Source organism: Hydrogenimonas cancrithermarum (genome assembly GCF_030296055.1).
Lineage (GTDB): Bacteria > Campylobacterota > Campylobacteria > Campylobacterales > Hydrogenimonadaceae > Hydrogenimonas > Hydrogenimonas cancrithermarum.
Window position 1 is genome coordinate 902,737 of record NZ_AP027370.1, and the last position, 26,094, is coordinate 928,830.

Consider the following 26,094-nt stretch of genomic DNA (forward strand, 5'->3'; position numbering starts at 1 on the left):
ACTACTCCAAATTGGCCAGGAGGTTTGCAAATGCTTCCTTGAACGACGCAAGCCCATCCCTCAAAAGTGTTTCGTAAACCTTTTGCATGTCTATCCCCGCACGATTCACCGCTTCGAAAAACGATTCGATCTTCGCCTCTTCAATCGGAAGCTTCGGATGATGTTCGGGGGCTTCCAGAAAAGCCTCGATCGTGGCGAGCGGCGCCGTATTGACACTGTGTGGTGCCATCAACTCCTTGATGTAATAATCGGCAGGGTAGGCATCCCCTTTAACGCCTGTACTCGCAAAGAGCGTACGGATCGCTTTGTCGCCGTGCGTTTCCACGATATTGTAGATTTTCGCCGCATTCATGATGCCGACATATCCGGGCTGCAACCCTTTTTCCTCGAGCTCCTCATCGAGCATCCGGTCGAACCGACTGACAAAGACGCTGAGGACGCCCTGCACATCTTTTTCATTCCCTGTCGCACGCCAGATCTTGAGCCCCTCGGCCATCGCATCGAGACACCGCAAGGCCTGCATCGGCGAAAAAATCAGCGTCGCATTGACATGGATTCCTTCGCTCATCAACCGCTTCATCGCACCATAGCCCGCTTCGGTGGCCGGCACTTTGATCATGACATTCTCCATCCCTATCTCACGATAGAGCCGGCGCCCCTCATCCACGGTACCTTCGGTGTCATCGCATAAAAATGGATCGACTTCGATACTGACGAATCCGTCTCTGCCCTTCTCGTAAAGAGGTTTCAGGGCAGCGGCAGCCATTTCGATATCGGTTTTGGCGAGTGCTTCGTACTTCGCTTTGGGCGAATGATTCTGCAATTCGTCCAGCTGCGACGTGTAGGCGGGCGACATCTCGATCGAAGAGGCGAAAATCGCCGGATTGCTCGTCGCACCGTTGATGACACTATCGTCAATCAGCCGTTTGAACGATTTTTGCAGATAGTCGCGTTCGATAAAATCCAGCCAAAGCGAAAAACCTATTTCTTCGTTTACCATCGTATCTCCTGTAAAATCGGTTCATGCGCCTGCCAGCTGCCCGGTATGCCTAAATCTTGCTGCGTCTGCGAGAGCTCGTCCAGAAACCTGTCGCGTTCGACCCGTACCGCGCCGAGGCGAATCAGATGCTCGGAGGGAATCTGACAGTCGATAAACGCGAAGTTCCACCGTTTGGCCAGCTCCACCAGGTACGCCAAGGCGATTTTGGATGCATCGGTCTCGAGCGAAAACATCGATTCGCCGAAAAAGGCACTGCCGGTGCTGATACCGTAAAGCCCGCCGACGAGCTCGTCCATTTCGTCGTAGATTTCGACCGAATGGGCGAACCCCCGGCTGTGAAGCGCACAATAGCACTCGATCACTTCGGGCAGAATCCAGCTTCCCTCTTGGCCGTGGCGGGGTACATGGGCACAGTGGCGCATCACCGTTTCGAAATTTCGGTCCAATTTTACCGTAAACCGTTTTTGTCTAAGTTTTTTTCGAAGACTGCGGTGGATTTTGAAGTCGTTTGGGTAAAGAAGCAGTCGTGGATCGGGCGACCACCAGAGAATCGGGTCACCTTCGTTGTACCAGGGGAAAATCCCCTGTCGGTAGGCCATCAGTACACGGTCGGGATTGAGGTCGCCGCCGTAGGCTAGCAACCCCTCCTTCATCGCGTAACGGGGATTTGGGAAGATATAGTCAAACCCCAGCCGGGGAATGGCCGGCGCGTTATGCACGCGATTTGACCTTGAAGTCGAGCTTTCCGCCTTTCATGCCAAAGGTGACTTCGCCACCGTGTTTGAGCGAGCCGAAAAGGATCTCTTCGGTCAGCGGCGCCTTGATCTTCTCGGCGATCACGCGGCTGAGCGGTCGTGCGCCCATCGCCTCGTCATACCCCTCTTTGGCCAGATGCTCTTTGGCCGCCTCAGAGAGCTTGATGACGATCTTTTTGTCCGCCATCTGAACATTGAGCTCGTCGATGAATTTGTCGACGATCTTCTTGACATGCTCCGGTCCAAGATGGTCGAAGCGGACCACCGCGTCGAGGCGGTTTCTGAATTCGGGTGAAAAAGCAGACTTGATCGCCGTATCGTGCTTCGCCTCGCTCTTGGCACCGAAGCCCATCACATTCGCTTCACTCGCCCCGACGTTGGAGGTCATGATGATGATGACATTCTTGAAATCAGCACGGTTGCCGGTATTATCGGTAAGCATCGCGTTGTCCATCACTTGCAGCAACACCTGGATCAGATCCGGATGCGCCTTTTCGATCTCATCGAGCAGCAGCACCGTATGAGGATGCTTGCGAATCGCTTCGGTCAGCTGACCACCCTGCTCGTAGCCGACATAGCCCGGGGGCGCACCGATGAGGCGGCTTACCGCGTGTTTCTCCATATATTCGCTCATGTCGAAACGCTCGAAGTGGACCCCAAGCGCTTCGGAAAGCTCGATCGCCAGCGCCGTTTTACCGACACCCGTCGGCCCGGCGAAGAGAAAGGATCCGACCGGCTTGTTCGGAGCGCCGAGGCCGGCACGTGCACGTTTGATCGCGGCCGCCACCTCTTCGACGGCACGGTCTTGGCCGATGACCCGGCTTTTGAGGATCGTTTCGAGATTCTGCAATGTCGCCAAATCGTCGCTCGTGACACGGGCTGGCGGCAGGTTCAACATGCGGCTGACCGCATCTTCGATATCCTTTTCGCTCACGTTACGGCGTTTGCGCGCCTTGAGACGGAAAGACGCACCGACCTCATCGATGATGTCGATCGCCTTGTCGGGCAGGAAACGCTCGTGCATATACTTGACCGACAGATCGATCGCCGTTTTGAGCGCTTTTTCGCTGAAACGGACGCTATGGTGCGTCTCGTACTTGTGCTTGAGCCCTTTGAGGATCTTCAACGTATCGTCGAAACTCGGTTCACTCACGTCGACTTTGGCGAACCGGCGGCTGAGCGCGCGGTCTTTTTCGAAAAAGTTGCGATACTCATCGAATGTCGTGGCACCGATACACTTGAGTCCGCCGCTGGCGAGTGCGGGCTTGAGCAGGTTGGAAGCATCCATGCTGCCGCCGTTGGTGGCACCGGCACCGACGAGGTTGTGAATCTCGTCGATGAAAAGAACCGCATCCTCACGCTGTTCGAGCTCGTGCAGTACCCCCTTGAGGCGCTTTTCGAAGTCACCCCGGTACTTTGTCCCGGCAATGAGCGATCCGATGTCAAGGGCGAACACTTCGGTCTTCTTGAGCATCTCGGGAACATTGCCCTGAGCGATCTCGAGTGCCAACCCTTCGGCAATCGCCGTTTTACCAACACCCGGTTCTCCAACGAGGACCGGATTGTTCTTTTTTCGGCGGCAGAGGATCTGCATCACCCGCTCGATTTCGTTTTCACGGCCGATGACCGGATCGATTTTCCCGGCTTTGGCGCGATCGACGAGGTTGACCGTGAACTGGTCGAGATACTCGCTCTCCGCTTCTTTCGGTTTGGTGTCGTTCTGCGGTTCGGTGATGATTTCGAGAATACTCAAACGGTTGATTCCCTGTGAATTCATCAGCGCCACCGCGAACGAATGCTCTTCATTGAAGATCGATGCGAGCAGATCACCCACGCTCGCCTCTTTCTTGTCGGCACTCTGCGCATGGCGAATCATCTGCTCGATGACGCGGGAAAGCGCCACCGTCTCGAACGGTTCACGCGCCACCCCATCGGGCAGCGGGCGAAGCGACGAGACGAGGTGCTGGTTGATCCGTGCCTTCATCTGCTCCACATCCGCTCCCGCCGCCTGCAGGATCTGCGCGCCCTGTGGCGAGAGCAGGACGGCAAGGAAAATATGTTCGACCGTCAGGTACTCGTGACGGTGCATTTTGGCGTATTTGACCGCCTCTTTGAAAATGTCGTTTAAATCTTTGCTGATCATAATTAAATCTTTCCTCCGAAAAATACGCACATCGGGCAAAGTCCCCTGTGCTTCGCTAACGCTGAGCTCTCCTCAGCAGAGGGTTCACGCGCAGATGAACCGCGCTTGTTCAACCCTCTCATCTTGTTTTGTGTGTGGCAAAAAAACAGAATTCATTCCTTTTCCATCGTAACCCGCAAGGGAAATTCATTGGCTCGGGCTCGCTTGAGTGTCTGCTGGACCTTCGTCTCCGCGATCTCGTAAGTGTAGGTCCCACAGACCCCTTTGCCCTTTTCGTGGATATCGAGCATTATCGCCACCGCCTCGTCATAGTTCTTGTGAAATATATCGGCCAGAACTTCGACGACGAAATCCATCGTCGTATAATCGTCGTTCCACATGATCACGTTGTAAAGCTCCGGCTCTTCGAGGTCGACCTGACTCTCGCTCTCTACCCACTCTTTTTGCGCCAATTCCTCTCCTTTGCGTCTCTTTACGTTTTATATTCTTTTAAGTATACCACAATTTCAGAGAAAATCAAGCTTGCTTTCAGGCAGCTTCCGGAAGCCCCGATAGAAAGCGGGCAGAACCCATTTGGGCCATGCCATATGGATTTTTAGAGGTTTTCTCAAGAGAGTGCGCTTTTCCACGCGGCGAGCATATCCTCCGCAAGGGCCACCGGGCTCTCCAGCCCGATCGAAAGTCGAACCAGACCGGGGGTGATGCCGAGCCGCTTTTTTCCCTCCTCGTCAAAATCCCGATAGATCGTGCTCGCCATATGCAGCCCCAGCGTTCTGTTGTCGCCGATGTTGGCCGTCTGGATCATCAGTTTCGAGCCATTCAAAAAAGCGAACGCCCTCTCCCGTGTCCCGCATTCGATCGTTACGACCGGCCCACAGCCATCGGGGAATAGCGCTTCATAGCGCAGATGGTGTTCATGGTTTTCAAGACTTGGATGGCGTACTTCGAGACCCGCATCATACAGAAGCGCTACAAGCTTTTCGACACTTTCGTTGACACGTTTGGTCCGAAGCGGCAGCGTTTCGAGCCCCAACAGCGTCAAAAAGGAGGCGAAGGCGTTGGCACTCATACCGAAATCCCGCATCACGCGCTTCTTCAAGACCGCCATTAGAGCGCCTTTCCCCTTTTTCAACAAAGGATGGAGTGCGGAAAATTTCGGATCGAGTAGTTTCTCCCCCTCCGCTTTGAGACCCCTGAAGACAACCGCGCCACCAAGTGCCGCCGAATGGCCGCAAATGATTTTCGTCGTCGAATAGACCACCAGATCGGCCCCCATCTTCAAAGGCTGCACGATCAGCGGCGTCGCCGTATTGTCGACGACGAAAAGGGCGTTGTAACGGTCGCACAACAGTGCGATACGTCTGATGTCCGGCAGTTTCAGGTTGGGGTTCCCGACACTTTCACACAGCACCATCTTCACACCTCGTTGCAACACTCGCTCCATTGTCTCGAAGTCGTCGACATCGCAAAAGATCCCCTCGATACCGAAGCGCGGCATCGTCTCGTTCATCAGAGCATACGTTCCGCCGAAAAAACCACCGACACAGAGCACCTCGTCACCGCTTTCAAGCAACCCCGTCAGCACCATCGCGATCGCCGCCATCCCCGAAGAGGTCGCCACGGCCCCAAAGCCACCTTCCATTTTGGCGAGCACCGTTTCGAGCTTCGCGCCGGTAGGGTTTCCCATGCGCGCATAGAGCGGTTTCGCCGCTTCACCGGCGAAAATCGCTTCCGCCTCCTGTGCCGATGCATACCCAAAGGCAGCCGATGGAGTGATCTGTGGAGCGATCGCACCCTCTTTTTCACCGATAAGCTGCGGAAGCAATGTGTTAAAATATTCGTAATGTTTCATTTGAATCCTTTGCACAAAAGAAGCGAAGCTCCTTTTACTACGTTATCACTGGGATTGTTACAGCAGCAGGCTCACGCATAGCTGAAACGTGCTGAAATTAGCCACGTTCGCTATGGACATAAACCGAAACTGCTGAAATTATTTGAAATAATTATAGCGAAAGAATACTAGATGGCCATAAAGATTTTCGTCACCGCCACCAACACCAATGTGGGCAAAACCCATACGACCCTCTCCATGATGGAAGAAGCGGCAAGACAAGGGCTTCGGCCAGCGGCCTTCAAGCCAATCGAAACGGGAGTAACGGACGAAAAACCGGCCGACGGAACCGCACTGCTCAAGGCGATGCATCGGCTCAATCCCGTAACGGAAAAGCTCACGACGAATGATGTCGTCCCGCTCCAATTTAAACTGCCGGCTGCGCCTTATGTGGCCAAAGGCGATCAGACCATCGTGCTTGGACCGGTTATCGAAAAGTCAAAACAGATCGAGGCATTGTGTGACATACTCTTTATCGAAGGGGCAGGAGGCGTGATGGTTCCTATTGACGAGGGTCTCTTCATGATCGACCTTCCGAAGCTTTTCGATGCCCATACGCTTCTCATAAGCCCAAGTCGGCTGGGTTCGATCAATGATACACTTTTGAGTATGGAGGCACTGAATCACAGGGGCATCGGTTTCGACCTGGCGATCAATCTTTTCGAAGATATGGAGAGTTTTGAATACATTACACTTCCCTATTATGAAAGAACGGGGATCAGCCACTCTCTGCTGCCCCGCGATCTGAGCGCCCTTGTCAGGCGCTTCAATAGGTTACGGTAACGGTCACATCGATGCGTTTGAGCGGTTCGTCGCTGAATTTTACGATCTCACGCCCTTTGTAGCGGGCGTAGTTTTTGTATCCGACGAAACGGTTTTCCGTTCGCTCTTTGTAACGGGTTTTGCAGCGGCGCTCGATACGGTAGGAGGGGCTGCTGCTTCCCTGCTCTGAAAGATTTTTTCCGACCAGCGTCCCGATGATCGCACCGCCGACGGTCGCAGCGGTCTTTCCGCTTCCGCCTCCCACCTGATGGCCGAGAATCCCGCCTGCGGCACCACCGATAATGGCACCCAGTGTTCCATCGTCGTTTCTCGAAACCGGAACCTCTTCATCCCAACACTCTTCAATCGGAGTTCTGACCGTCACGGTGCGATAAATCGGTTCACTCCGGATCACCCGGACAGAGTCGTGCCAAGAGAACGATTCGGCGAAGAGAGCCGAAGCGGCGAGTGCCGCGATCAAAATGACCTTTTTCATTTTTGACTCCTTTTTTCGTTTTTATTTAAAAGGGTAGCGAAAGAGTGTGAATCTTTTGTGAACAGTTGGAAAATTAACGTCAAAAATAGTAGCCGATCCGCAGTGCGACATAATCGTCACTGGTCGAATCGCTGAGTCCTTTGGCGAAATTGGCCGTGACAAACCAGTTGGCATCGATACTGTAAAAAGTGTAAATCGAAACATTCTCGATATCTTCGACGCTTTTGTAGATGGAATCCGCCCGGTAATAGGAGAGGCTTGCGTAGAGTTTCGGTGTAAAATAGTATCCCGCTCCGACGCTGAATGCATTGGTGTTCTGATATTGGACCGTGTCGACATCATCGTCTCCGACCAGCGTGAAATTGTACCCTGCAAAAATGTTGCTGTTGTTTATGGCGTAGCTGAAATTGACAGATGCGGTGTAGTCGGTATTGTTGTTACCCAATTCGGCATCGTAGGTAGGGAAGATGACACCGGCCCCGGCATTGATCGTAAGGTTTGGCAATGGTTTGAATCGGTAATAGGCCGCCACCGTCGTGTCGTTCAGGCCGCTGTCGTCGTAACTGGAACTGTCGCTTCTGAAATAGGAGGTCGACAGTTGCAAAGAGAAGGCATCTTTGTAATAATCGATCTGCACCGTCGAAGTATAGGTATCGGTCCGTTCGTTGTAGCGGTAATTCAAGTCGCTGTAGCTGACACCGAAAATGATGTCGAAATGCTGTTCGCTTATGACCGACTTGATGGAACAGCCATTGGCGTCGACCAGATCGGTGATCGGCGTATTCGGGCATTTGTCGACGCTGTCGTCGACACCATCGAGATCCATATCGGTATAGGCAAAGAGCATCATACTGCTCAAAAACAGCACGGTCAAGATTTTTTTCATCGATTCTTCTCCTTTTTACAGGCCCCGTAGAGGGGAGCCCGTGATGGATTGTACATTATCGCTGCTGAAAAGGCATCGATACCGGAGGCTGTTGTGCGCCGCCATTTCCACCGATGTTTCCACCGACACTTCCACCCGCCTGTCCATGCATGAACTGGTCGAGTGCCTGTTTCTGGTTCATCTGCTCCATCGCACCGGTATGCTGCATCTGCATCGCCTGCTGCGTCTGTGCCATGCCTTTCATCTTCGCCTCCATGGTCGCCATACCCTCTCCGGTATGTGCCATCGCCTCGTTTTGATTCGTCGTCATCTTTTCACGCAATAGAGAGATCGCCTCCATACGCTCTTCCTGGTTCATCGTCGCAAGCTGTTCCTTGAACTGGTTCATCAATTCGCGGCGCTCCTCCGGATTTGCATTTTGGATACGCTCGATCTGTGCATCGACATCCGTTTGCGTGGAGGCTTCCGTATCTGCCGAGGCACTCTCCGTACTCTCCGCCGGAACATCGCTTTGAACGGAGGTGTCAGTCTGCGTCTGCACCTCGGTATCGGTAGTGGCTGTAGCCGTATTGTCCGTTGCGGTATCCGCTGCAAAGAGAGACATACTGGCACCCAGAAGAAGTGCCGCCGTGATTTTACTGATCTTGTTCATAAGATCCTCCTTGTTGAAGTGTTGTATCTTTTACAGGCATAATTGTGACACAGAAGCGTTAGTCCAACGTTACCCGAGTATTAGCGGAGTGTTACCTTCCTCAAATCGAGCGTAACGACCGTCCCTTTGCCTTTTTGGCTTGTCAGAGAAACACCGATACCCATCTCGTCACACAGTTTTTTGACGATATGGAGTCCCAGCCCGACCCCGCGTGCATGCTCTTTGTAAAAACGCTCGAAAACCCTGTCGGGATGCTCGATACCGATCCCCGTATCCTCGATGACGAGTTTCGACGCTTCCCGAAGCAAAGAGACAACGACCCGGCCCTCTTTTTTGTTGTATTTGGCAGCGTTGCTCAAAAGATTGTCGACGATGCGTATCATCGCGTCTTTGTTCGCCGCCACCCGCATCGGTGCCGTTTGAAGATCGAACGTCAAATGGGGAAATGCTTTTTCGATAAGCCGGACACGCTCTTCGAGGACCTGGTCCAGGGCAAAAAGCTCTTTTTGTGATGCATGCCCGCCGAGATAGCTTCGAAGATTGCTTTGGAGTCTAAGAAGCGTTTCGACCGCCTGCTCCACCCGCTCGATTTTCGCATTTTCCGTCCACTCTTTTTTCAGCATTCTGACATTCAGACGTACAATGGAAAGCGGTGTGTTGAAATCGTGGAGGATGTCCCGGACGAACTCTTCGGTCAGTTTGAGGGCTTCACGAAGCGGATGCAGGGCATAAAGTGAAAAAAGTGCCGAAAGTATCACGAGAATGAAAAAGATAACGAGAAATTCGACCAGCAGCTCTTTTCGTATAGAAGAAATCTCTTTCATATACTCTTTCATGGGATGGATGATCTTCATGACATACCGACTGCTCCCCGGTACAGGAAAATAGGCATAGAGCTCTTCGCCGTTTCGCTTTAGAAGATAGAGCTCTTTCTCTTTTGCATCCACAAAGTCGAGTTCGAACTTTTCGCACTTGAGATCGAAGCTGCACAGACGCATCTGGGAGAAGAGCGTATTGTCGAGGTTGATCCGCTCTTTGGTATAGAGGTTGTAAAACAGGAGTCCCATCAACAGGGTCAAAGAACCTAAAAAGAGAAGAAAGCTTTTGAGAAAAGCCTCGCGTTCAACATCTCTCAAGCGCATAGCCGACCCCACGGATATTTTTAAATTCGAGCCCCGTCTTCTCTTTGAGCTTGTTGATCGCCACGCGAAGCGCCGCCGGACTCGGATGTTCCAGACACTCCATCAGAATCTCCCGGTCGAGTACCTGTCCAGGATTTTGCAAAAAATGTTTCAACAGACATATCTGTACCTCTCCAAGTGCGACGATGGAACCCTCTTTTTTCACGGTGCCCGTGGCAGGGTCGAACTCCAATTCTCCGCATCGCACGGTCGAAGGGAGTTTTGAGAGTTTGGCATTGACACGAATCAGAAGCTCTTCGGGGAAAAAAGGTTTTTTGATGTAATCGTCCGCCCCCAGTTCGAACCCTTTGGCGATCGTTTTCAAGTCGACGAGCGCACTGATGAAGATGGCCGGCGTAGCGTCGTCGGCATTTCGGAGGCTCTCCAGAAGATCGAACCCGTCGATCTCGGGAACGTTGATATCGAAAATATAGAGATCGTACGTTTCATCGAACGTTTTGTCGGCGGCTTCGCCGCCCTCTTGCACCCAATCGACATCGTAGCCGCTCTCCTCCAGCAGCTCCTGAAGCGTTTCGCCGAGAGCGCGATCGTCTTCGAGCAGCAAAATCTTTCGGCTCACGACATCCCCGGCTCGATAATATGACTGACGAACTTGCTCATATTGTCCAGAATCTCGCCGCCGCGGCGATAGCCGAGCCCGCACCCCTCATAGGCAAAGAAGACCCCTGCCTGGTAACTTCTGCCGTTTTCATCTTTCGGCAGTTCGGTATAGGCCTGATAGACGCTCGGCTGATCGCCGTAGGTATCCTCTGCCGCCGTGATGACATTCCCATCGGCATCCAAAATCTTTACACTGCCCCCTTCACGTCCGAAAAAGGGCTTTTGCACCTGCTTTTTCCCAAGCGGTTCGAACGAGGTTTCCAGAAGCAACGGATGATTGGGATAAAGATCCCACAAAATCTTCAGCATCGCTTTCGACTGGAACATCAGCGTATAAGCGGGGTTGAGAATGATCGCCTTCTGATTCTCCATGATCTTCGTCAAAATTCTTGCCAGGTCGCTCTCTTCGACCGCGATCGCCTCCCATGGAATCAGTTTGAACCAGTACTCGTACTGCTCCTCTTTGAAAAATATGCCCTCTTCGTCACCGAACTCCACCTCGTCGACATAGGCGAATGCCGTATGGAAACCGGCATCGTCGGCCATCTTCTGCAGCAACTTCGTCGTGTTTTCATCTTCGATATTTCCGCGAATCGAGCTGAAGAGAATCTTCCAGCCCCGATAGTAGCGCTCGAAATCGTTCAGATCGCCATCCAGGACGATGAGACGTTTGAAGTTCTCACGAATCGCTTCGTAGACGCTGTTGAACTGCGCCACTTCGTCCAGTCCGTTGGCTTTGAGCAGCGCCCACTGCACGATCGCCGTTTCGAAAAGGGCCGTCGGGGTGTCGGCGTTGAACTCCAGCAGTTTGATCGGCACACCCCCGATACCCCCTGCAAGGTCGAAACGGCCGTAGATATGCCAATGCACATCGTTCTCCCAGCTTTTTTTGACCGCGTCGACAAGGTTGAACGGAATACCGATCTCGTGAAAAAGGTTGTTCTCCACGACATACTCTCCCGCCTCGACATACATATTATAGAGTTCATTGACCGCTTCGTAGTAAGCTTCCGCTTCGGCCTCCGTGACGACAACCGCTTCGTCGGCGATGTAAGGTGTTTCGTCGCGGTCGGTATGCCAGTGAAAACCGATCGAGTCGAGAAACTCGGGTGTAAGCGCACGAAGTTTTTTCAGTGCGACCACGTCACCCTCCGAAACTTCCGAAGCTCGAACGGGACGAACCGCTGCCCCCGCCGAAAAAGCCAGAACGTGTCGAACGGGTACTCCGGGCGCTGCTTCGTGTCTGTTTGGCTTTGTTGAAGCTGTTGACGCTGCGCTGGTAGGCCGAGGGTGATTTGTAGCTGCGCTGGCGCGTCTTCTGATAGTTGGGGTTGTTGAAAAGTTTGCTGCCGATCCAGCTGCCGATAATCGCCCCCGCCGCCGACGCGAGAAGCGCTTCCCCGAGACTCAGGCCGCCGCCGCTCATCTGTGGCTGCGTCAATGCCGATTCGCCCCGGTCGATCCGCTTCGCCTCTTCGGCAACCAGGGCGTCGAGTTCCTCTTTGCTCAAAATCTTTTCGGTTCCGTCCAGCTTGCGAAGAATGACCCGTGTCGTCTTGGCGGGATACTCCTCCGCGATTTTGTACTGGTTGGGCGCCACTTCGTCGATGACGACGAACGCCCCCTGTTTCTGGCTCGCCCGTGTGAAAGCGTCTCCACCCTCTTGAGGTTTCTGCTCGCATCCGCTCATCGCGATCATCGCCACAGCTCCGAGCGAACCGACCATCGCATAGGTCGAAATCTTTTTGATATAGTGTTTCAAATCTTCTTCTCCATCTTTTGAAAAATCGATCTCATTTTAGCAAATTCCTGTGACAGATGTGCATAAAAACAGGACAATGTAAAAAAGTTGTGGCGTGGCAATTATACCTTTTATTTAAGAAAACTTTCGATACTATAACCGAAGCTTAACTCAATCATCATATTTCTTGACATAAATCAAGAAATTATCTGAAAGATGGTTGTAAGATTGAGTGATAGCAATTGTTCCGGTCAGTTTTGTATATAAAATCTTATACAAAACTGACCGGAACGGTTAATCCAAACATACAAGGGAGTACGTATGAACAAAATCAAGATGAGTCTTGTCGCAGCGATCGCAGCGGCTGCAGCGACCACAGGTGCCAACGCAGGTGCCCTCGACAGCATCCTCAGCAATCCTAAGCTCGACATCGAGCTTCGACCGAGATACGAAGCGGTGGATGACAGTGTCCATAAAGATGCGAGTGCATTGACCGTCCGAACGGCGATCGGCGTGCAGGCGGGACTGTTCGGCGTCGATGGCCTGAACACACAACTGCAGGCGATGAGTGTCGATACTTTCGGCCTGGTTACTGATTACAACCCGGTTGATTCTGATTACGCGACGGTCGCCGATGGCCCTCAAACACGCATGACACAGGCGAACATCTCTTATGCATCGAACGGATTCGTCGGTATCGTCGGCCGCAAGATGGTCGTACTGGATAACGCCCGTTTCATCGGTAACGTCGGCTGGAGACAGATGCCACAGACCTACGACCTGGCGGCCGCGATCTACAATGGTGTCGAAAATCTGAGCCTGCTCGGTGCGTACGTGACACGTGTCAACAGGATTTTCAATACCCCTGGTAATGGCGCTTTAAAGGATCACTTCGATACGGGTAGCGTTCTCCTGCACGCAACCTATAAAGCGATGCCTGAGTTGACACTGACCGCCTACGACTATATGATCCAAAACTTCGCAGACCATATCGGTATCCGTGCGACAGGCAAGATTCCGGTTGGCGATGTAAAACTCGGCTACGAAGCGGAGTATACGACACAGAACGATCCAAGCTTGACCGACGAAGACGATGCAGCACGCACTGGTGTTGGAAGCGCGGATATCAAGCAAGACGCGAGCTACTACAAAGTGGGCTTGAACGCTGCGATGAACGGTTTCACGGTTGGTGCCGCCTATGAATTCCTGAGCGACAAAGGCGACGGAGACCTGGCTTTCAGCACACCTCTGGCGACGCTTCACGCGATGAACGGTTGGGCTGACGTTTTCCTCAACACTCCAGATGAAGGTCTGGTCGACATGAGTGTCAAACTCGCCTACAATGCGGGTGAGTACGGAAAGCTGGTCGGTATCTATCACAACTTCAGCAGCGACTCGAAAAATGCATCAGGTGACGACGATCTCGGTTCCGAAGTCGACGTAGCCTACAACTACAAAATCAACAAACAGCTTGGCATGCTCCTCAAGGGTGCATGGTACAGCGAAGGTGACGATTCGTTCGGTATGAACGATGTCACGAAATACTGGGTCCAGTTCGACTACAAATTCCACGCCGAACTCTAATTCGGCTCTTCCAAACCGCCTTCGGGCGGTTTGCTTCAGCAGTACGCCGTCTGTTCATTCCCCTCCTACTCCTACAAAAGCGTACTGTTGAAGCAAGCGGCCTAGCCAATAGCCTGATAGTTCGATAGCCAATAATTTTTCACTTTACATCTTCGATGCTCACAACCTTCTACTTCTCTTCATTTTGCTATAATACCCTCTAAAAAGAGGAGTACGCATGCGGCATCTCATCACCACCGACGACCTCACTATCGAAGAGATCGAAACACTTTTCAAGGATGCCGAAGCCTACCTCAAAGCGCCGCCGCCCAAACTCCTTCAAAATCGGCTTATTATCACCCTCTTTTTCGAAAACTCGACCCGTACGCGCAGCAGTTTCGAGATTGCAGCGAAAAAACTGGGTGCCGACGTCGTTCACCTGGATGTCGCCAAAAGTTCGACGAAAAAAGGCGAAACCCTCTACGACACGGCAGCCAACCTCAATGCGATGGGCCCCGACGCCATTATCGTCCGCCACGCCCAAAGCGGCACGCCCTATCAGATTTCACGCCACGTGGACTGTGCCATCTTCAATGCCGGCGACGGCGCACACGCCCACCCGAGCCAGGCGCTGTTGGATCTTTTCACGATCCGTCAGCACTTCGGTGGCGATATCGAAGGCAAACACATCGCGATCGTCGGCGACATCAAAAACTCCCGTGTCGCCAACTCTAACATACGGCTTCTGTCCCGTTTCGGACTCCACATCACCCTGGTCGCACCACCGCATTTCCTGCCAAAAACCGATCTTCCGACGACGACAAAACTGGAAGAGGTACTCGACGAAGTCGATATCGTCATGAGTCTGCGCACCCAGACCGAGCGTCATGCCCACCCGATCTACGCCAGTCTCAAAGATTACGCCAGCGACTACTGCATCACCAAAGAGCGCATCGGCGAGCGCGACATTCTGCTGTTACATCCGGGGCCGGTACATCGCAACATCGACATCGACGACGCGATGCTGGCCGACCCGCGCTGCAAAGTGCTCGAACAGGTCAGGAACGGTGTCGCCGTACGGATGGCTGCACTGAAAAAATTGATCCTCGCCAATGGATAGACTCTCCCGGCTCGCCTCTGCCGGAATCCCATTTCTTTTCATTATCTCTTACGACAAGTCGGAGGTGATCGTCCGGCCCCTCGATGCACTCGGCAATATCCGGGTGGCACTGCACCAGACGCCCGCGATCAAACCCGAAACACCACCGGCGCCAAAAAAGCAGCCTGTCCCCTTTATGAAGTATAAAGAGGCGTTTGACCAGGTCATCGAAGAGATAAAAGCCGGAAATACCTACCTACTCAATCTCACCTTCTCCACACCCATTCACTGTAGCCATTCACTCGAAGAGATTTTCGAAATGGCCAACGCCCCCTACAAGCTTCTCTACAAAGATCGTTTCGTCTGTTTTTCGCCCGAACCCTTCATCAAAATCGAAAACGACGTCATCTCCACCTATCCGATGAAAGGGACGATCGACGCATCGATCCCCGATGCCGAAGCGAAAATTCTGGCCAACGAAAAGGAGATGGCGGAACATGTGATGGTCGTCGATCTACTCAGGAACGATCTTGGTATCGTCGGCCGTGAAGTACGCGTCGAAACGTTCCGCTATATCGACAGGATCGTCACAGCCGACAAAACCCTGCTGCAGGTCAGCTCCAGAATCGTAGCGAAACTCTCCCCCGACTGGCCGGCACGCCTTGGAGAGATTCTGGATGAGATGCTGCCCGCCGGCTCCATCACCGGGACACCGAAAAGAAGAACGTGTGAAATCATCGAAACGGTGGAGTCGCACAAGCGGGGATTCTTTACGGGGGTCTTCGGCGTGTTTGACGGCAAAAATCTCGAGAGTGCCGTCATGATCCGCTTTATCGAAAAAACCGAAAAGGGCCTGGTCTACAAAAGCGGCGGAGGCATCACGATCGACAGTGACGCGGAAGCGGAATACGAAGAGATGCTCGATAAAGTCTATCTTCCGATATAAATAGAGAGTGGGAAGTGAGACGCTTCGCTTAGTGGGAAGTGAGAAGTATTATCAAGGATGGTCGCTACGCGACTTTTATTTTAAACGATGTCTGTGCCAAACACAGTTCACGGAAAAGTACTACTCACTTCTCACTTCTCACTACTCACTACTCACTCCCACTAAGCGCAGCGCCTCATTCCGGCGTGTTGAACGCTCTGTCCCCCGCATCGCCGAGCCCGGGAACGATGTAGGCGTCTTTGTTGAGCACCGGATCGATCTGTGCGATATGAACCGTAACGTCGGGAAATGCCGCGGCGATCTTTTCGACGCCCTCTTTGGCGCCAATGACATTGAGAGTAACGATCTTTTCCGGCTCTCTCGCCAAAAGCAGCTCGAGTGCATCGTGCAGCGAACCGCCCGTGGCGACCATCGGGTCGACGAGCAGCACCGTCTTGCCTTTCGGGTCGGGGATGCGGTCGTAGTAAAGCCTGCTTTCGTGCGTCTCCTCGTCCCGTTTCATCGCCAAAAACCCGCCTTCGATCTCACCGAGCGTCTCCATGACACCCTCTTGCATCGGAAGTGCGGCACGCAAAATCGAAACACAGACGATTTTCGACTCGTCGACGAACGATCCGACGTAGTTTCCCTGCCATGTCGGTACCTTTCGCTCGGACATCGGCAAAGCCTCGGCACACTCGGTCAAAAGCTGCTTCGCCGTCTCCTTGAGCAGCCAGCGAAACGTGAACGCGTCGCAGTGCGCATCGCGCAGACGGTTGACGAGATGTTTGACGATGGGGGATTTGCTTTCCATAATCATAAATCACTCCTTTTGGTGATTATAACGCAGGAGAGTTTCCGGTTCCATAAGAACCGGAAAAGAGGCGGGAATCACTCGGCGGTTTTTTTCAGCAGTTCGACGATGTCCGCCTGGGCCTTTTCGAGCTCTTTGAGCGAAGTGGGGTCCTCGATGGCGAGTGTCGCCATCCAGTTGTAGACATTGGGGTAGACCATCTTCATCCTGTCGGAATCTTTTTTCTGATAGATCGCCATCGTACAGGGTGCGAAGACACCCGCTTCGGGTCGAATCTGAGATACCGTATAGATCACCTTCAATTTGCAGAGCGAATAGGTGTCGTAAAAGATGTAGGTATCGATCCCCGCCTCTTTCAGGAAGTAGTTGTAGTCGAGGAAGTTCGCCATGACGAATCCGATGGGTTTGAGGCCGTCTTCGATCACCATTTCGACCTCCTCTTTGAGGTCTTCCGCTTCCTCCGGATCCGATTCGATCTCGAAACGTGTCAGAGGGTCTTTGGCCAGTGGCTTGGGCGTGTAGTCGAACTTCACCCGTTTGGCACCCGGCATCGCTTTCAAAAGCGTCTCGATGTTACGTGCCTCCAGATCCTGCAACACTTTATTGTCGTACGGCAACCCCATGATCTTCGCTTTGGCGAAGGCACTCAAGACCCCCGCATAGACCGTATCGTCACCCTTCTTCTGGTAGATGACGATCGAAAACGGTGCGAAAACCCCGCTCTCCTCGTATTGGCTTACAAGCGCTTTGGTGTTATCGGGATGATAGACCGTCATCAGGTTGTAGATGGAAAAGCGCGTCTTTCCAAACTGTTTGGTGAAGGGGCCGTTCATATCCCGGTTACCCTCCACTTTGTACCCGGCCAGCGTAAAGGCCTCCTCGATCGACTTCGTCGTCACCTTGTCGGTTTTTTTGACACCGAACATGATGATCTCTTTGTTGTCGGCATAGGCACCTGTCACAATCGTCAGTGCCAACAGCAGTTTCATCACGGTTTTCATATCTTTCTCCTTCTGTTACGGGCGGATATAGATCCACCCTTTCAAATCTCTTTCGACCAGTTCGACGATGCCGGCCGTCACGATCTCGACATCTTCGATCAAATCTTCGGGTTTTATCTTCAGTGTACGCATCGTGTTGCCGCAGGCGATGAACTCGACATCGTAAGTCTGCAGCGAGCGGACGCGTACGGCGATCTTCTTCTCTTTTTTGAGCAGCGTGCGAATCCCTTTGGAGTAACAGATAATCGCGATCTGCACATTCTCCGGGCCGTAGAATTTCATGACGTTGTTCGCGGAACTGAGCACATGGTTGATCGACTCGTCATCACCTTGAGTGATCGGGAAGACGATCAGACGTGGATTGTCGATGGAGGGCTTCGGTTCGGCGAATTCGGTATCGGCAAACAGCAGGCCCCATAGCGTCAACAGGATCAACAGTTTTTTCATCGTTTCACTCCTTTGGCTTCGACAACCTCTTCGAGAATCGACAGAAAATCCTCTTTCATCCAGGCACCGGGAACCGTTTTGAGAACTTTGCCGTCACAATCGAGGAAAAAGAAGGTGGGCGTCATGCTCCACTTCAGCCCATCCGGAAGCTTTTGACGACTCACATCGACACGCACCGGAATGAAATCGCGATGAATGGCACGGATCACTTCCGGATCTTTCAACGTCGTCTTCTCCATTTTGACGCAGTAGTGGCATGTCGGGCTGGTCACTTCGATCATGATGACTTTTCCGGTACGCTTCGCCACTCTCTTGGCCTCACCGAAATCGACGAAGGTCAGTACTTTCGCCTCTTTTTGTGGCGGAAGATAGAAATAGATCCACTCGGCGACCGCTTCGATCTCCTCATCGGTAACTTTGCCTCTCATGGAGGGCATCGTCTCGAAGTGGGAAAGTACCTCGGGCATGCAGACACTCTTTTGGCGGTCCGGATAGAGCAGATAATCCTGAACGAACGACTGCACCTCCATCAACTGCATATCCTTGTCCCCTTTCGGGTCGCCGATGCGCTGTTTGAGGCGGTAGGCGAGCTGGTTGACGGTAGGTGCTTTCAGATGCAGCAACGTGTTGTTGTGTTCCATGAAATTTTTCATCAGCGTTTCAACGGGAATATAGCGCTGGTGGCACGAAGCACACTTCCGCTCGTACACCCTCTCCCCTTCCACGGCGGACAACGACAAAGGAAGCAGGATCCACCATAAAAAACGTTTCATTCGCTCTCCCATTCCAGCTCTTCATACGCTTTGATCACGTTTTTTCCATGTAGAACATCGTAAAGCGCCATGTCGCGAAACTCCGGCATTCCAACGCTTTGTACGATCTCTCCCATCTCGACATCCTCCTCCATCGCCGCTTTGACCTGGCTGTGAAGGCCGCCCAGATAGGCTTCGATGAAGACCATCGCATCCTCTCCTGTTTTGTATCCGTGCCCGCCGACCAGTACGTCCCATCGCATTTTTTTGAGTCGTTCCAACGCGTCGAGCCAGCCGCTCAACGATCCGTCACGCAGCGACGGCAGCCGGTCGTTGAAAACCAGATCGCCCGCCAGCAGCAGCCTCTCGTCCGAAACAAAAAGTGCCATGTCACAGGAGGTATGAGCGGGACGCCCGAATACGAGAAGCCAAAGCGTCAAATCGCCGATCTTCATCGTTGTAGGCGCGGAAACGAGACGATCCGGCGCAACGGGAACCGTCCCTTTGTAAAAGGAGGGTTTCACTGTCGTTTCTATGCGAGTCGGCGTGGCGAGATGCTCTGCGGAAAAGTTCTTGGGGCCGTAGATGGTCACACCAAGCGCATGGTAGAAACCGTTCCCGAGCCAATGATCGTCATGCACATGCGAGTTGAATACGGCAAGAATCGGCTGAGGCTTGACATTGTGCATTGTCTCGTAAGCCTCTTTGGCATAGCGGTAGGTCGGCCCACTGTCGAAAACGATCCAGCCACTGCCGGCATCGATATAGCAGGTATTGACCATATTGCCGTTGTTTTCGGCATTCGGAACCTGGACAGCACCGAAAAAACAGTAGAGTTTCGGTGCCACCTGTTTGGGACTCAAGCCATACCCCTGCGCCCAAAGCGTCATACAACTTACAAACAGCAGAAGCAGGCTCTTTTTCATTACATTTTCCGGTTAGAAGAGGTAGTTCATCTCGAAGCGGTATTCGTTGTACGATGGGTCGCCTTTCGTGACGGCACCTGTCTGGGGATCGCCATCGACAATTCCTATACGCACACGTGCTTCAAGCCCCGGAAACGATTTGAATTTCTGGATCGCATCGAGGTGAAGAACGTTTGTATCCGCCTGGACACCCGGTTTGGTATCGTCGAAATCCTGAATCGCATAGCGGAACATCGCCGTCAGCCCCGAAACCAGGCCCGCTTTGTCGAAGCTGTAATCGCCGCGGACCATGTAGGTCTTGGTGTTGGCGTACCAGTTGTACTGTGCCATCGCACGGGTGAACCCACCTGTCGGGAATCCACGCCACGGTGCGACGATGTCGGCTTCGTCCGCGATCTGCGAGTAACCGAGACGGAATTTCCAGGGTGCGCCACTCTTGATATCGACACGTGCGGCGAAGAGCCAGCTGTCGAGGCTGTTCGGATCGTCGTAGCCGGCTGCATTCGCCTTGAGGTTGGCGACGGCACCGAGTTTCCCGTCGAGACTGTCGAACTGTTTCATGTAACGGATGCCGGGAACGACTTTGAAGCCACCGACGGGAATGGTGTAGTGCGCTTCGATCGTCGCGGAAGAGACGACATCGGGAACCGCCGTATAGTTTGCCTTCAATTTGAGATTTTTGATCGATTTGTTCGCCGCTTCCAAAACCACCAGATCGTGTTCGGGATCGAGGCCGGCCGCGACGAAAGCACTATAGTTCAACGCTTTGTTGATGGCCGAATCGTCGTTGTTCGCCCAGCTCTCGCCGGCAGCGTCCTTGAATGTGATGACATCGTGGAACCGTGTATGGTCACGCAGTTTCTGACGCCCGAAATAGGCCGCTTTCAGTGTCGTTTTCGAGAGGTCTTTCGAAACGACGGACACACCTTCGAATGTGTTCGGGATCATCTTCGTATCGTTGCTTTTGGTCAGAAAGCTCTCGAAGATCTGGCGTCCGACACGGACTTTCGTTTTGCTGAAGCGGTACTGCAGATAGGCCTGTGCCAGAACCGTCATGCCCCAGTCACCTGTCGTCTTGACGTTGTAGCGGCTGGTCGTGTCCTTGCCGGCCTTGATATATTTTACATCTTCGCTATCCATATGCCACGGACTTTGAGAGGTGTAGAGCCCTGCCATGCCGCTGAAACCTCTATATTCCGCCGATTTGTAGAGCAGGCTGCCGCCGAAACCCGCCGCCCAGTTGTCTTGATTTCTGGAGGTCTCCTCTTTCCAGTCCCATCGAAACGTATTCATACGCAGACGTCCGTAGAACATCCCCTCGGTGAGCATCTCTTTGAGGCTGTCGACTTTCGGGGGAACTTCGTTGAACACCAGTGTGCGGTTCGCTTTCAGTGTCACCTTCGGCTTGTCCGCCGCATTCAATCCCATGCCTGCGCCTGCCGCCATCAGTGCTGCGATACTCAGTTTGATCGTTTTCATTTTTTCCCTTTCAATATGCATATGTTACAATTTCTTGTAAGTCTTCTTAATCTTACGGTCGAGTGTGCCCCGGCTTTCGGTTCGTTTTTATTTAGGAGTAGGAATGAACTTTACCAAAAAAGCCGGGGCACGGCAACCATCGATCAACAGATGCTTCCCGCTTTCGGACAGCCGCATCCCACATCCAGAACGTTGACGTTCGATTTGCGAGAAACGTCGACCGTCCCTTTTTTCCCGATATAGTCCGCCGTGATGTCGTAAACCGGGCGAATCTTGCTTTCACGCAGGTTTTTTCCCGCACTCTGAAGATTTCCGCCCCATGCCGAGACGACGTAATCTCTGTCGAGGTCGAGCGGCTTGCCGTTCACTTTCAGATTGGAGATACGCTTGCCTCCCGGCGCGCCGATCTTGATGTCGTACGTCACACCCGTCAGACGGCTCATGTCGCCGCCTTGCTGATAGAGCGGGTTGGCGTTGAAGACATTGTCGGCGATATCTTCGAGAAGTTGCGCGATCTTCGCCCCCTGCAGCTCGAAGGTGTAAACCTCCGGATAGGTGATCGCCGTCATCTCGTAGACATTGTCGAGCAGGATGTCGTCACCCGGCAGCAGCGTCGTTCCCCAACGGTATCCCGGTGTAAAGGTGATCTCGTTGTCCATCTCCTCATGGATCGCCTCGCCGATCAGCGCGTCGAACGTGGAGTAGAAGGTGTCACGCTTGTAGAGCAACCCCTTCGTCTTGCCGAGCACCCGGTTCAGCTCTTCGTCGTAGGGCCGATAGAGCGCGTCGACCAGTTCGATCCCCTTTTTGTCCGGTGCGATCAGGTTGGACGCGACCGGGATCAGTTTATAGTTGTAATCGACGACCCTTTTGTTCTTGATATCCAGATCGAGACGGCCGACATATTTGCCGTGGCTTCCCGCGATGATGATGACGGTGCCGTTGATCGTGATCGGTTTCGGTCCCGGATCGTGCGTATGGCCGCTCAGGATGAAGTCGATGCCGTGCACTTTGCGCGCGACCTCCTGGTCGACGCTGAAACCGTCGTGGCTCAGCAGGACGACGCAGTCGACTCTCTTCTCTTTGCGAAGCTCGTCGACATACTCCTGCAGCGTATCGAGCCGCAGTCCGAAACTCCACCCTTCGGTAAAGCGTTTCGGATTGGCCGTCGAGGTGAATGGGAACGACTGGCCGATAATACCGATCTTCGCACCGCCGACCTCTTTGATCGTGTAGGGTTTGAAGACCAGCTCTTCGAAGTCGTCGCTGAACGGGTCGTTGTCGACGATATTTTGCGAAATGAACTCCGCGTCGAGCATATCGATCAACTCGCGGACCCGCTCTTTTCCGTAGGTGAACTCCCAGTGTCCGACCATGACGTCGACACCCAGATAGTTCTGTGCCTTGACGATCGCCTCACCGCCCGTTTTGAGTGCCACGGCGGTTCCTTGCCATGTATCGCCCGAATCGAGCAACAGCACGTTGTCTCTGCCACGGTCGCGGCGCACCTCGTCGACGACCGTTTTGATATGGGCGATGCCGCCCATCTTCCCGAACTTCTTCGCGAGCGCTTCGAAGTTCAGGTAGGTGTCGAAGTACCCCTCCAGCGTGCCTGGTTTGACACCGTAGAACTCCGCGAAACTCTTCCCGCATAGAAAGCCCGGCGTACCCGTCAGGTTCGGTGCCGAAATGAGGGTAGAGGGCTCGCGCCAGTAGAGCGGTTTGATGTGCGCGTGCAGGTCACAGATGTGCAGTAGCGACACCTTGCCCACCGGCTTGAAGTCCATGATGTCGGTCGCAGTGATCTCGTCGGCCCGCTTGTGTCCCGCCATCAGGTTCGATCCTGCACCCAAAAGCCCCATGGCTGCGGCGATCTGTAAAAAATCTCTTCTGCTGATATCCATAATGTTTCCTTAACGCTTCAGGCCCGGAATGGCGATTTTCTTGCCCTTCTCTTTGGCCAGGTTGGTCACGTACACTTCCAGCGCCACCATCTCTTTGCTTCCGATCGGAATCACGGCCAAAAGCGCATTTTTCATACACCCCTGGAAGCGTCGCTGAAGCGTTCTTAGCGATGATTTCGTCATACGATACGCCGGCCATGTTCCACCCGCATCCACTTCGCCGAGATCCGGCAGCGGCTGCGTCCGAAGAATCAGGCCGACCACCTCTTTGGAGTGGCAGCTGTTACAAGAGAGGCCGCGGCCGCCCCGTTTGGTCATGAACACTTCCGTTCCCAGTCGATACGCCTCTTTCATCTTCTTGTTCGCGTTGACGTCGATGCTGATCGGCTCATCGTTTGCCAAAGATTTGGCATAGGCGAGCATCGCGAACATTTTTGCGCTTTTGAGTTTGAACGGTTTGTGCCCGTTGAGATACATCACCGCCTGCATCACCTGATCGAGCCCCAGCACCTCATCCACTTGCGGAATGTAGCGTGGAAAGCCTGCGATTGTCTTGGGAAGGTCGTCGACTTCGACACCAAGAAACTTCGCCAGCGCCTCTTCGGTCACCAGCTCGTCGAAATATTCGCTCCCCTCCTCGACAAAGATGTCGGCCGGGTTGTTTTCAAGCATCTCCTGGTAGAGGGCGCGGTCGGCATCCGACATGCTGAACTGTTCAGCCGCCGTCGCCAGAGAAACCGTCAGTGCAGAAGCGGCTATGAGTGATATGATCTTTTTCATCGCTTATCCTTTTTTGGGCTTGACCTTTTTGGTCTTTTCGTTCACTTCACCCTGATTGTCTTTGTAGACCACCTTGATTTTCCCTGGACCCGTGATCTTCATGTTGATGGAAAAATAGGGGTTGGTCGAGACCGATTCCCAAACCACCATCTTCGTGACCAGTTTGTCGTTGTAGAAGAACTGCACATCGTTGATGTAGTGCGCCGGAATGATTTTGCCCGTCTTTTTGTCTTTGCGCATCCCCGTATCCATCGGATGGATGACGATGAAGTCGACCTTGACGATATCGCCTACCTTATATTTTTTCGGTTTGATTTTAATGAGTGATTTTCGTTTTGCCATGATTTATCCTTTGATTCTTATCAACCGCATCCGCCGATGGTTACTTTGACACTTTTGTGCGCCTTGACGAACGTTCCATCCCCGAGTTCGGCGACCGCCACCACTTCCTGCGTCCCGCCGAGTTTGATGCGCGTCGCGAAGTAGGCTTTTCCGTTGGCCGGCGTCAAAAAGACATCCGCACAGCGGGCGTTGGAGTTCTTCGTCGCCAGAACGTGGATCGACTTGACGTAGTTGCCCTCTTCCATCGGATGGTCGACCGTCACTTTGACGGGAACGACTGCACCGTTTTCCGCGATTTCCGGAACGACGAGATGCACTTTCGACGAATCTTTGGCTCCTTTGCCTTTCGTGATGATATTCAGTGCCTTTTTGTAGGGCATCTCGTTGGGACTTTTCGGTTTCTTGTTCGCCCCGAAAGAGATACTCGGTGCTCCTACGGCAGTCAGTGCGCATGCACCCGCCAATCCTTTCAAAAATCCTCTTCGTTCCATTCTTTCCTCCTTCATTGTTTCTTTTCGCTTACGACATAGGATGTAATGTCACAGATTTCATGCGGTGTGAACAGACCCGTCGTGAGGTTGACCGTCATATGGGTCTTTTCGTTGTGAATACGCGGATCCGCGATCTGCTGGTAGACGTATTGATACGTTCTCGCCCCCGTATCGATGAAGTGTTTCTTGTAGTTGTGCAGGTCGGGACCGATGTTGCCACCGCCCTTCGCACCCTCGATATTGTGGCACGCCACGCAGTTGCCGTACTGTTTGGGCTTCTTCTTGCCGCCTACCATCACGAACTTCGCCAGTCCCTTCGGTGGCTTCTTCTTCGCTTTTTTGCCGTTGAGGTTATGGAAAATGTACTCTCCCCGGGCGATAGCGAGTGGATCGGTCGTAATGCAGCCTTTGGGCATCGTATACCTTTTCGGTGGTGCAAGCCTATCTTTTTTCAAGATCTTGCTTGCATCCGGCATTTCGATGACGCTTTTGAGGTCGGCTGCATGAACCGCTTCAGAAAGGCAAAAGGCCAGCAATCCGATGCCGAGCATCAAGCTTCTGTTTCGATGCATATTCAACTCCTAATATTAAGTTCATCGGCATCGTAACACTGCTTTGTAAAATTTGTGTAAATTTTCTTTACGTTTGAAAGAAGTTTTTTTGAATAGGACGGATACCGCCTCCGTATCACTTCAGAAGAGGGAAAAGTACATTTTCAATCCAACATTTTTGAGATCAAAGACCAGATTGTAAAGCAAAACAACTTCTCGGATATCAAAAAACCCCGCGCGAAAAAGAGAAACCGAACGACGCTTTGGTGATATTTCGGTTGTAGTCGATCAAGCTTTCTCCGTAGCCGTTAAAAAACTTGAGGTACCAGAAAGTCGTTTCCGAGCCGAAAAAGGGGTAGGACCAATCAAACTGCACGGCGCCGCGCTGGTGGCCGCCTTTGCCGAAGTTGTAACCCAGAAGGTATCGAACTGGGGATCTCTCCAGGGGTACAGATAGCCCCATTTCCTCGCTTTGAGGCCATATTTCTCATCGACGGCCTGTGACGTCGGAAAAGCGATCATACTCAGAAGCGACGATGGCCTGGTCTTTACCAGCCGATCCTTTGCAAAAACCGTCAAAGACTACAAATTCAAGCAGGAGTGCATCTGGCACTATAACTTCACGTCACTCAAGGAGACCAACAACATTATCGGAAACTGGATCAGGTTTTACAATGAAGAGAGAAGGCATTTGGCGCTGAAGTACAGAACGCCGGCTGAAGCCTATCGCTTAGCGGCTTGAGGTGTGCAGAAATGAGGGGTCATTACAACATGTTCGACAAGGTCTCTTAGGTATTTTAAGATATTCTGTGACAATAGATCTGAAGTATCGATAAATCAACATAAAACTTAAATTTACATTAATACTACATTAGTTACAAAATAATGTAAT

The 26,094-nt window shown here is 52.7% G+C and carries 29 protein-coding genes; 5 read left to right on the plus strand and 24 right to left on the minus strand.

All coding sequences use genetic code 11. The features are described 5' to 3' along the window. Nucleotide 1: 1 nt before the first annotated feature. The 5 genes from QUD54_RS04585 to QUD54_RS04605 form a co-directional block, all read right to left on the minus strand. Nucleotides 2-1,000: a transaldolase gene (locus QUD54_RS04585; protein ID WP_286337778.1), complete on the minus strand. Its 999-nt coding sequence runs from the start codon at nucleotides 998-1,000 to the stop codon at nucleotides 2-4. Beyond that, on the minus strand, nucleotides 994-1,719 hold the full coding sequence (aat, locus tag QUD54_RS04590) for a leucyl/phenylalanyl-tRNA--protein transferase (RefSeq protein ID WP_286337779.1): 726 nt from the start codon (nucleotides 1,717-1,719) through the stop codon (nucleotides 994-996). The genes QUD54_RS04585 and aat overlap by 7 nt, the downstream gene beginning before the upstream one ends. Beyond that, the gene (gene clpA / locus QUD54_RS04595; protein WP_286337780.1) at nucleotides 1,712-3,898 is read right to left on the minus strand and encodes an ATP-dependent Clp protease ATP-binding subunit ClpA; all 2,187 of its coding nucleotides are present in this window, start codon (nucleotides 3,896-3,898) and stop codon (nucleotides 1,712-1,714) included. Before clpA ends, aat begins: the two co-directional genes overlap by 8 nt. Nucleotides 3,899-4,050: 152 nt before the next feature. After that, on the minus strand, nucleotides 4,051-4,350 hold the full coding sequence (locus QUD54_RS04600; protein WP_286337781.1) for an ATP-dependent Clp protease adaptor ClpS: 300 nt from the start codon (nucleotides 4,348-4,350) through the stop codon (nucleotides 4,051-4,053). A gap of 155 nt (nucleotides 4,351-4,505) precedes the next feature. After that, nucleotides 4,506-5,750 carry a PLP-dependent transferase gene (locus QUD54_RS04605; RefSeq protein ID WP_286337782.1) on the minus strand — a complete coding sequence of 415 codons (1,245 nt, stop codon included), beginning with the start codon at nucleotides 5,748-5,750 and terminating at the stop codon, nucleotides 4,506-4,508. Between the two features lie 171 nt (nucleotides 5,751-5,921). Between QUD54_RS04605 and bioD the strand changes: the two genes are divergently transcribed. After that, nucleotides 5,922-6,572 carry a dethiobiotin synthase gene (bioD, locus tag QUD54_RS04610; protein ID WP_286337783.1) on the plus strand — a complete coding sequence of 217 codons (651 nt, stop codon included), beginning with the start codon at nucleotides 5,922-5,924 and terminating at the stop codon, nucleotides 6,570-6,572. Here the strand turns inward: bioD and QUD54_RS04615 are convergent. The 7 genes from QUD54_RS04615 to QUD54_RS04645 form a co-directional block, all read right to left on the minus strand. Beyond that, on the minus strand, nucleotides 6,556-7,047 hold the full coding sequence (locus tag QUD54_RS04615) for a glycine zipper 2TM domain-containing protein (protein ID WP_286337784.1): 492 nt from the start codon (nucleotides 7,045-7,047) through the stop codon (nucleotides 6,556-6,558). The two genes, bioD and QUD54_RS04615, sit on opposite strands and share 17 nt — an antisense overlap. Before the next feature lie 79 nt (nucleotides 7,048-7,126). Beyond that, entirely contained in the window at nucleotides 7,127-7,933 is an 807-nt protein-coding gene (locus QUD54_RS04620) for a porin family protein (protein WP_286337785.1), read from the minus strand. Between the two features lie 55 nt (nucleotides 7,934-7,988). Next, complete coding sequence (locus tag QUD54_RS04625) at nucleotides 7,989-8,585, minus strand: hypothetical protein (RefSeq protein WP_286337786.1); 597 nt, start codon at nucleotides 8,583-8,585, stop codon at nucleotides 7,989-7,991. Nucleotides 8,586-8,665: 80 nt separating this feature from the next. Continuing rightward, nucleotides 8,666-9,727 carry a sensor histidine kinase gene (locus QUD54_RS04630; RefSeq protein ID WP_286337787.1) on the minus strand — a complete coding sequence of 354 codons (1,062 nt, stop codon included), beginning with the start codon at nucleotides 9,725-9,727 and terminating at the stop codon, nucleotides 8,666-8,668. After that, entirely contained in the window at nucleotides 9,708-10,346 is a 639-nt protein-coding gene (locus QUD54_RS04635) for a response regulator transcription factor (RefSeq protein ID WP_286337788.1), read from the minus strand. The genes QUD54_RS04630 and QUD54_RS04635 overlap by 20 nt, the downstream gene beginning before the upstream one ends. Then, on the minus strand, nucleotides 10,343-11,530 hold the full coding sequence (locus QUD54_RS04640) for a glutathionylspermidine synthase family protein (RefSeq protein ID WP_286337789.1): 1,188 nt from the start codon (nucleotides 11,528-11,530) through the stop codon (nucleotides 10,343-10,345). The genes QUD54_RS04635 and QUD54_RS04640 overlap by 4 nt, the downstream gene beginning before the upstream one ends. A gap of 1 nt (nucleotide 11,531) precedes the next feature. Further along, a complete protein-coding gene (locus QUD54_RS04645; protein ID WP_286337790.1) occupies nucleotides 11,532-12,149 on the minus strand; it encodes a UPF0323 family lipoprotein in 618 nt (205 codons plus the stop codon). Nucleotides 12,150-12,449: 300 nt separating this feature from the next. On the opposite strand from QUD54_RS04645, the gene QUD54_RS04650 reads away from it, so the two are divergent. From QUD54_RS04650 to QUD54_RS04660, 3 genes are all read left to right on the plus strand, one after another. Continuing rightward, entirely contained in the window at nucleotides 12,450-13,712 is a 1,263-nt protein-coding gene (locus tag QUD54_RS04650; RefSeq protein ID WP_286337791.1) for a hypothetical protein, read from the plus strand. A gap of 217 nt (nucleotides 13,713-13,929) precedes the next feature. Next, on the plus strand, nucleotides 13,930-14,811 hold the full coding sequence (locus QUD54_RS04655) for an aspartate carbamoyltransferase catalytic subunit (protein ID WP_286337792.1): 882 nt from the start codon (nucleotides 13,930-13,932) through the stop codon (nucleotides 14,809-14,811). After that, nucleotides 14,804-15,736 carry an aminodeoxychorismate synthase component I gene (locus QUD54_RS04660; protein ID WP_286337793.1) on the plus strand — a complete coding sequence of 311 codons (933 nt, stop codon included), beginning with the start codon at nucleotides 14,804-14,806 and terminating at the stop codon, nucleotides 15,734-15,736. The genes QUD54_RS04655 and QUD54_RS04660 overlap by 8 nt, the downstream gene beginning before the upstream one ends. A gap of 175 nt (nucleotides 15,737-15,911) precedes the next feature. Here the strand turns inward: QUD54_RS04660 and upp are convergent, their stop codons facing one another. The 12 genes from upp to QUD54_RS04720 all read right to left on the minus strand — a co-directional run bounded on the left by upp (nucleotide 15,912) and on the right by QUD54_RS04720 (nucleotide 25,665). Next, nucleotides 15,912-16,535, minus strand: a complete 624-nt coding sequence (upp, locus tag QUD54_RS04665) for a uracil phosphoribosyltransferase (RefSeq protein ID WP_286337794.1) — start codon at nucleotides 16,533-16,535, stop codon at nucleotides 15,912-15,914. A 71-nt stretch (nucleotides 16,536-16,606) separates the two neighbouring features. Then, entirely contained in the window at nucleotides 16,607-17,530 is a 924-nt protein-coding gene (locus QUD54_RS04670) for a DUF302 domain-containing protein (protein ID WP_286337795.1), read from the minus strand. A 15-nt stretch (nucleotides 17,531-17,545) separates the two neighbouring features. Next, nucleotides 17,546-17,977 (minus strand): DsrE family protein, encoded by a 432-nt coding sequence (locus QUD54_RS04675; RefSeq protein WP_286337796.1) that lies wholly within the window; start codon nucleotides 17,975-17,977, stop codon nucleotides 17,546-17,548. Then, a complete protein-coding gene (locus QUD54_RS04680) occupies nucleotides 17,974-18,750 on the minus strand; it encodes a thioredoxin fold domain-containing protein (RefSeq protein ID WP_286337797.1) in 777 nt (258 codons plus the stop codon). Before QUD54_RS04680 ends, QUD54_RS04675 begins: the two co-directional genes overlap by 4 nt. Then, nucleotides 18,747-19,655, minus strand: a complete 909-nt coding sequence (locus QUD54_RS04685) for an MBL fold metallo-hydrolase (RefSeq protein WP_286337798.1) — start codon at nucleotides 19,653-19,655, stop codon at nucleotides 18,747-18,749. Before QUD54_RS04685 ends, QUD54_RS04680 begins: the two co-directional genes overlap by 4 nt. Before the next feature lie 12 nt (nucleotides 19,656-19,667). Next, nucleotides 19,668-21,134: an OprD family outer membrane porin gene (locus tag QUD54_RS04690; protein ID WP_286337799.1), complete on the minus strand. Its 1,467-nt coding sequence runs from the start codon at nucleotides 21,132-21,134 to the stop codon at nucleotides 19,668-19,670. 143 nt (nucleotides 21,135-21,277) lie between these two features. After that, nucleotides 21,278-23,038, minus strand: a complete 1,761-nt coding sequence (gene soxB, locus QUD54_RS04695) for a thiosulfohydrolase SoxB (protein WP_286337800.1) — start codon at nucleotides 23,036-23,038, stop codon at nucleotides 21,278-21,280. Nucleotides 23,039-23,047: 9 nt separating this feature from the next. Continuing rightward, on the minus strand, nucleotides 23,048-23,818 hold the full coding sequence (gene soxA / locus QUD54_RS04700; RefSeq protein ID WP_286337801.1) for a sulfur oxidation c-type cytochrome SoxA: 771 nt from the start codon (nucleotides 23,816-23,818) through the stop codon (nucleotides 23,048-23,050). Nucleotides 23,819-23,821: 3 nt separating this feature from the next. Next, nucleotides 23,822-24,160 carry a thiosulfate oxidation carrier complex protein SoxZ gene (gene soxZ, locus QUD54_RS04705; RefSeq protein ID WP_286337802.1) on the minus strand — a complete coding sequence of 113 codons (339 nt, stop codon included), beginning with the start codon at nucleotides 24,158-24,160 and terminating at the stop codon, nucleotides 23,822-23,824. Nucleotides 24,161-24,180: 20 nt separating this feature from the next. Further along, nucleotides 24,181-24,651: a thiosulfate oxidation carrier protein SoxY gene (soxY, locus tag QUD54_RS04710; protein ID WP_286337803.1), complete on the minus strand. Its 471-nt coding sequence runs from the start codon at nucleotides 24,649-24,651 to the stop codon at nucleotides 24,181-24,183. A gap of 11 nt (nucleotides 24,652-24,662) precedes the next feature. Continuing rightward, complete coding sequence (gene soxX, locus QUD54_RS04715) at nucleotides 24,663-25,223, minus strand: sulfur oxidation c-type cytochrome SoxX (protein WP_286337804.1); 561 nt, start codon at nucleotides 25,221-25,223, stop codon at nucleotides 24,663-24,665. 202 nt (nucleotides 25,224-25,425) lie between these two features. After that, complete coding sequence (locus tag QUD54_RS04720; RefSeq protein ID WP_286337805.1) at nucleotides 25,426-25,665, minus strand: phospholipase A; 240 nt, start codon at nucleotides 25,663-25,665, stop codon at nucleotides 25,426-25,428. 9 nt (nucleotides 25,666-25,674) lie between these two features. On the opposite strand from QUD54_RS04720, the gene QUD54_RS04725 reads away from it, so the two are divergent. After that, on the plus strand, nucleotides 25,675-25,944 hold the full coding sequence (locus QUD54_RS04725) for an integrase core domain-containing protein (RefSeq protein ID WP_286337806.1): 270 nt from the start codon (nucleotides 25,675-25,677) through the stop codon (nucleotides 25,942-25,944). Nucleotides 25,945-26,094 lie beyond the last annotated feature (150 nt).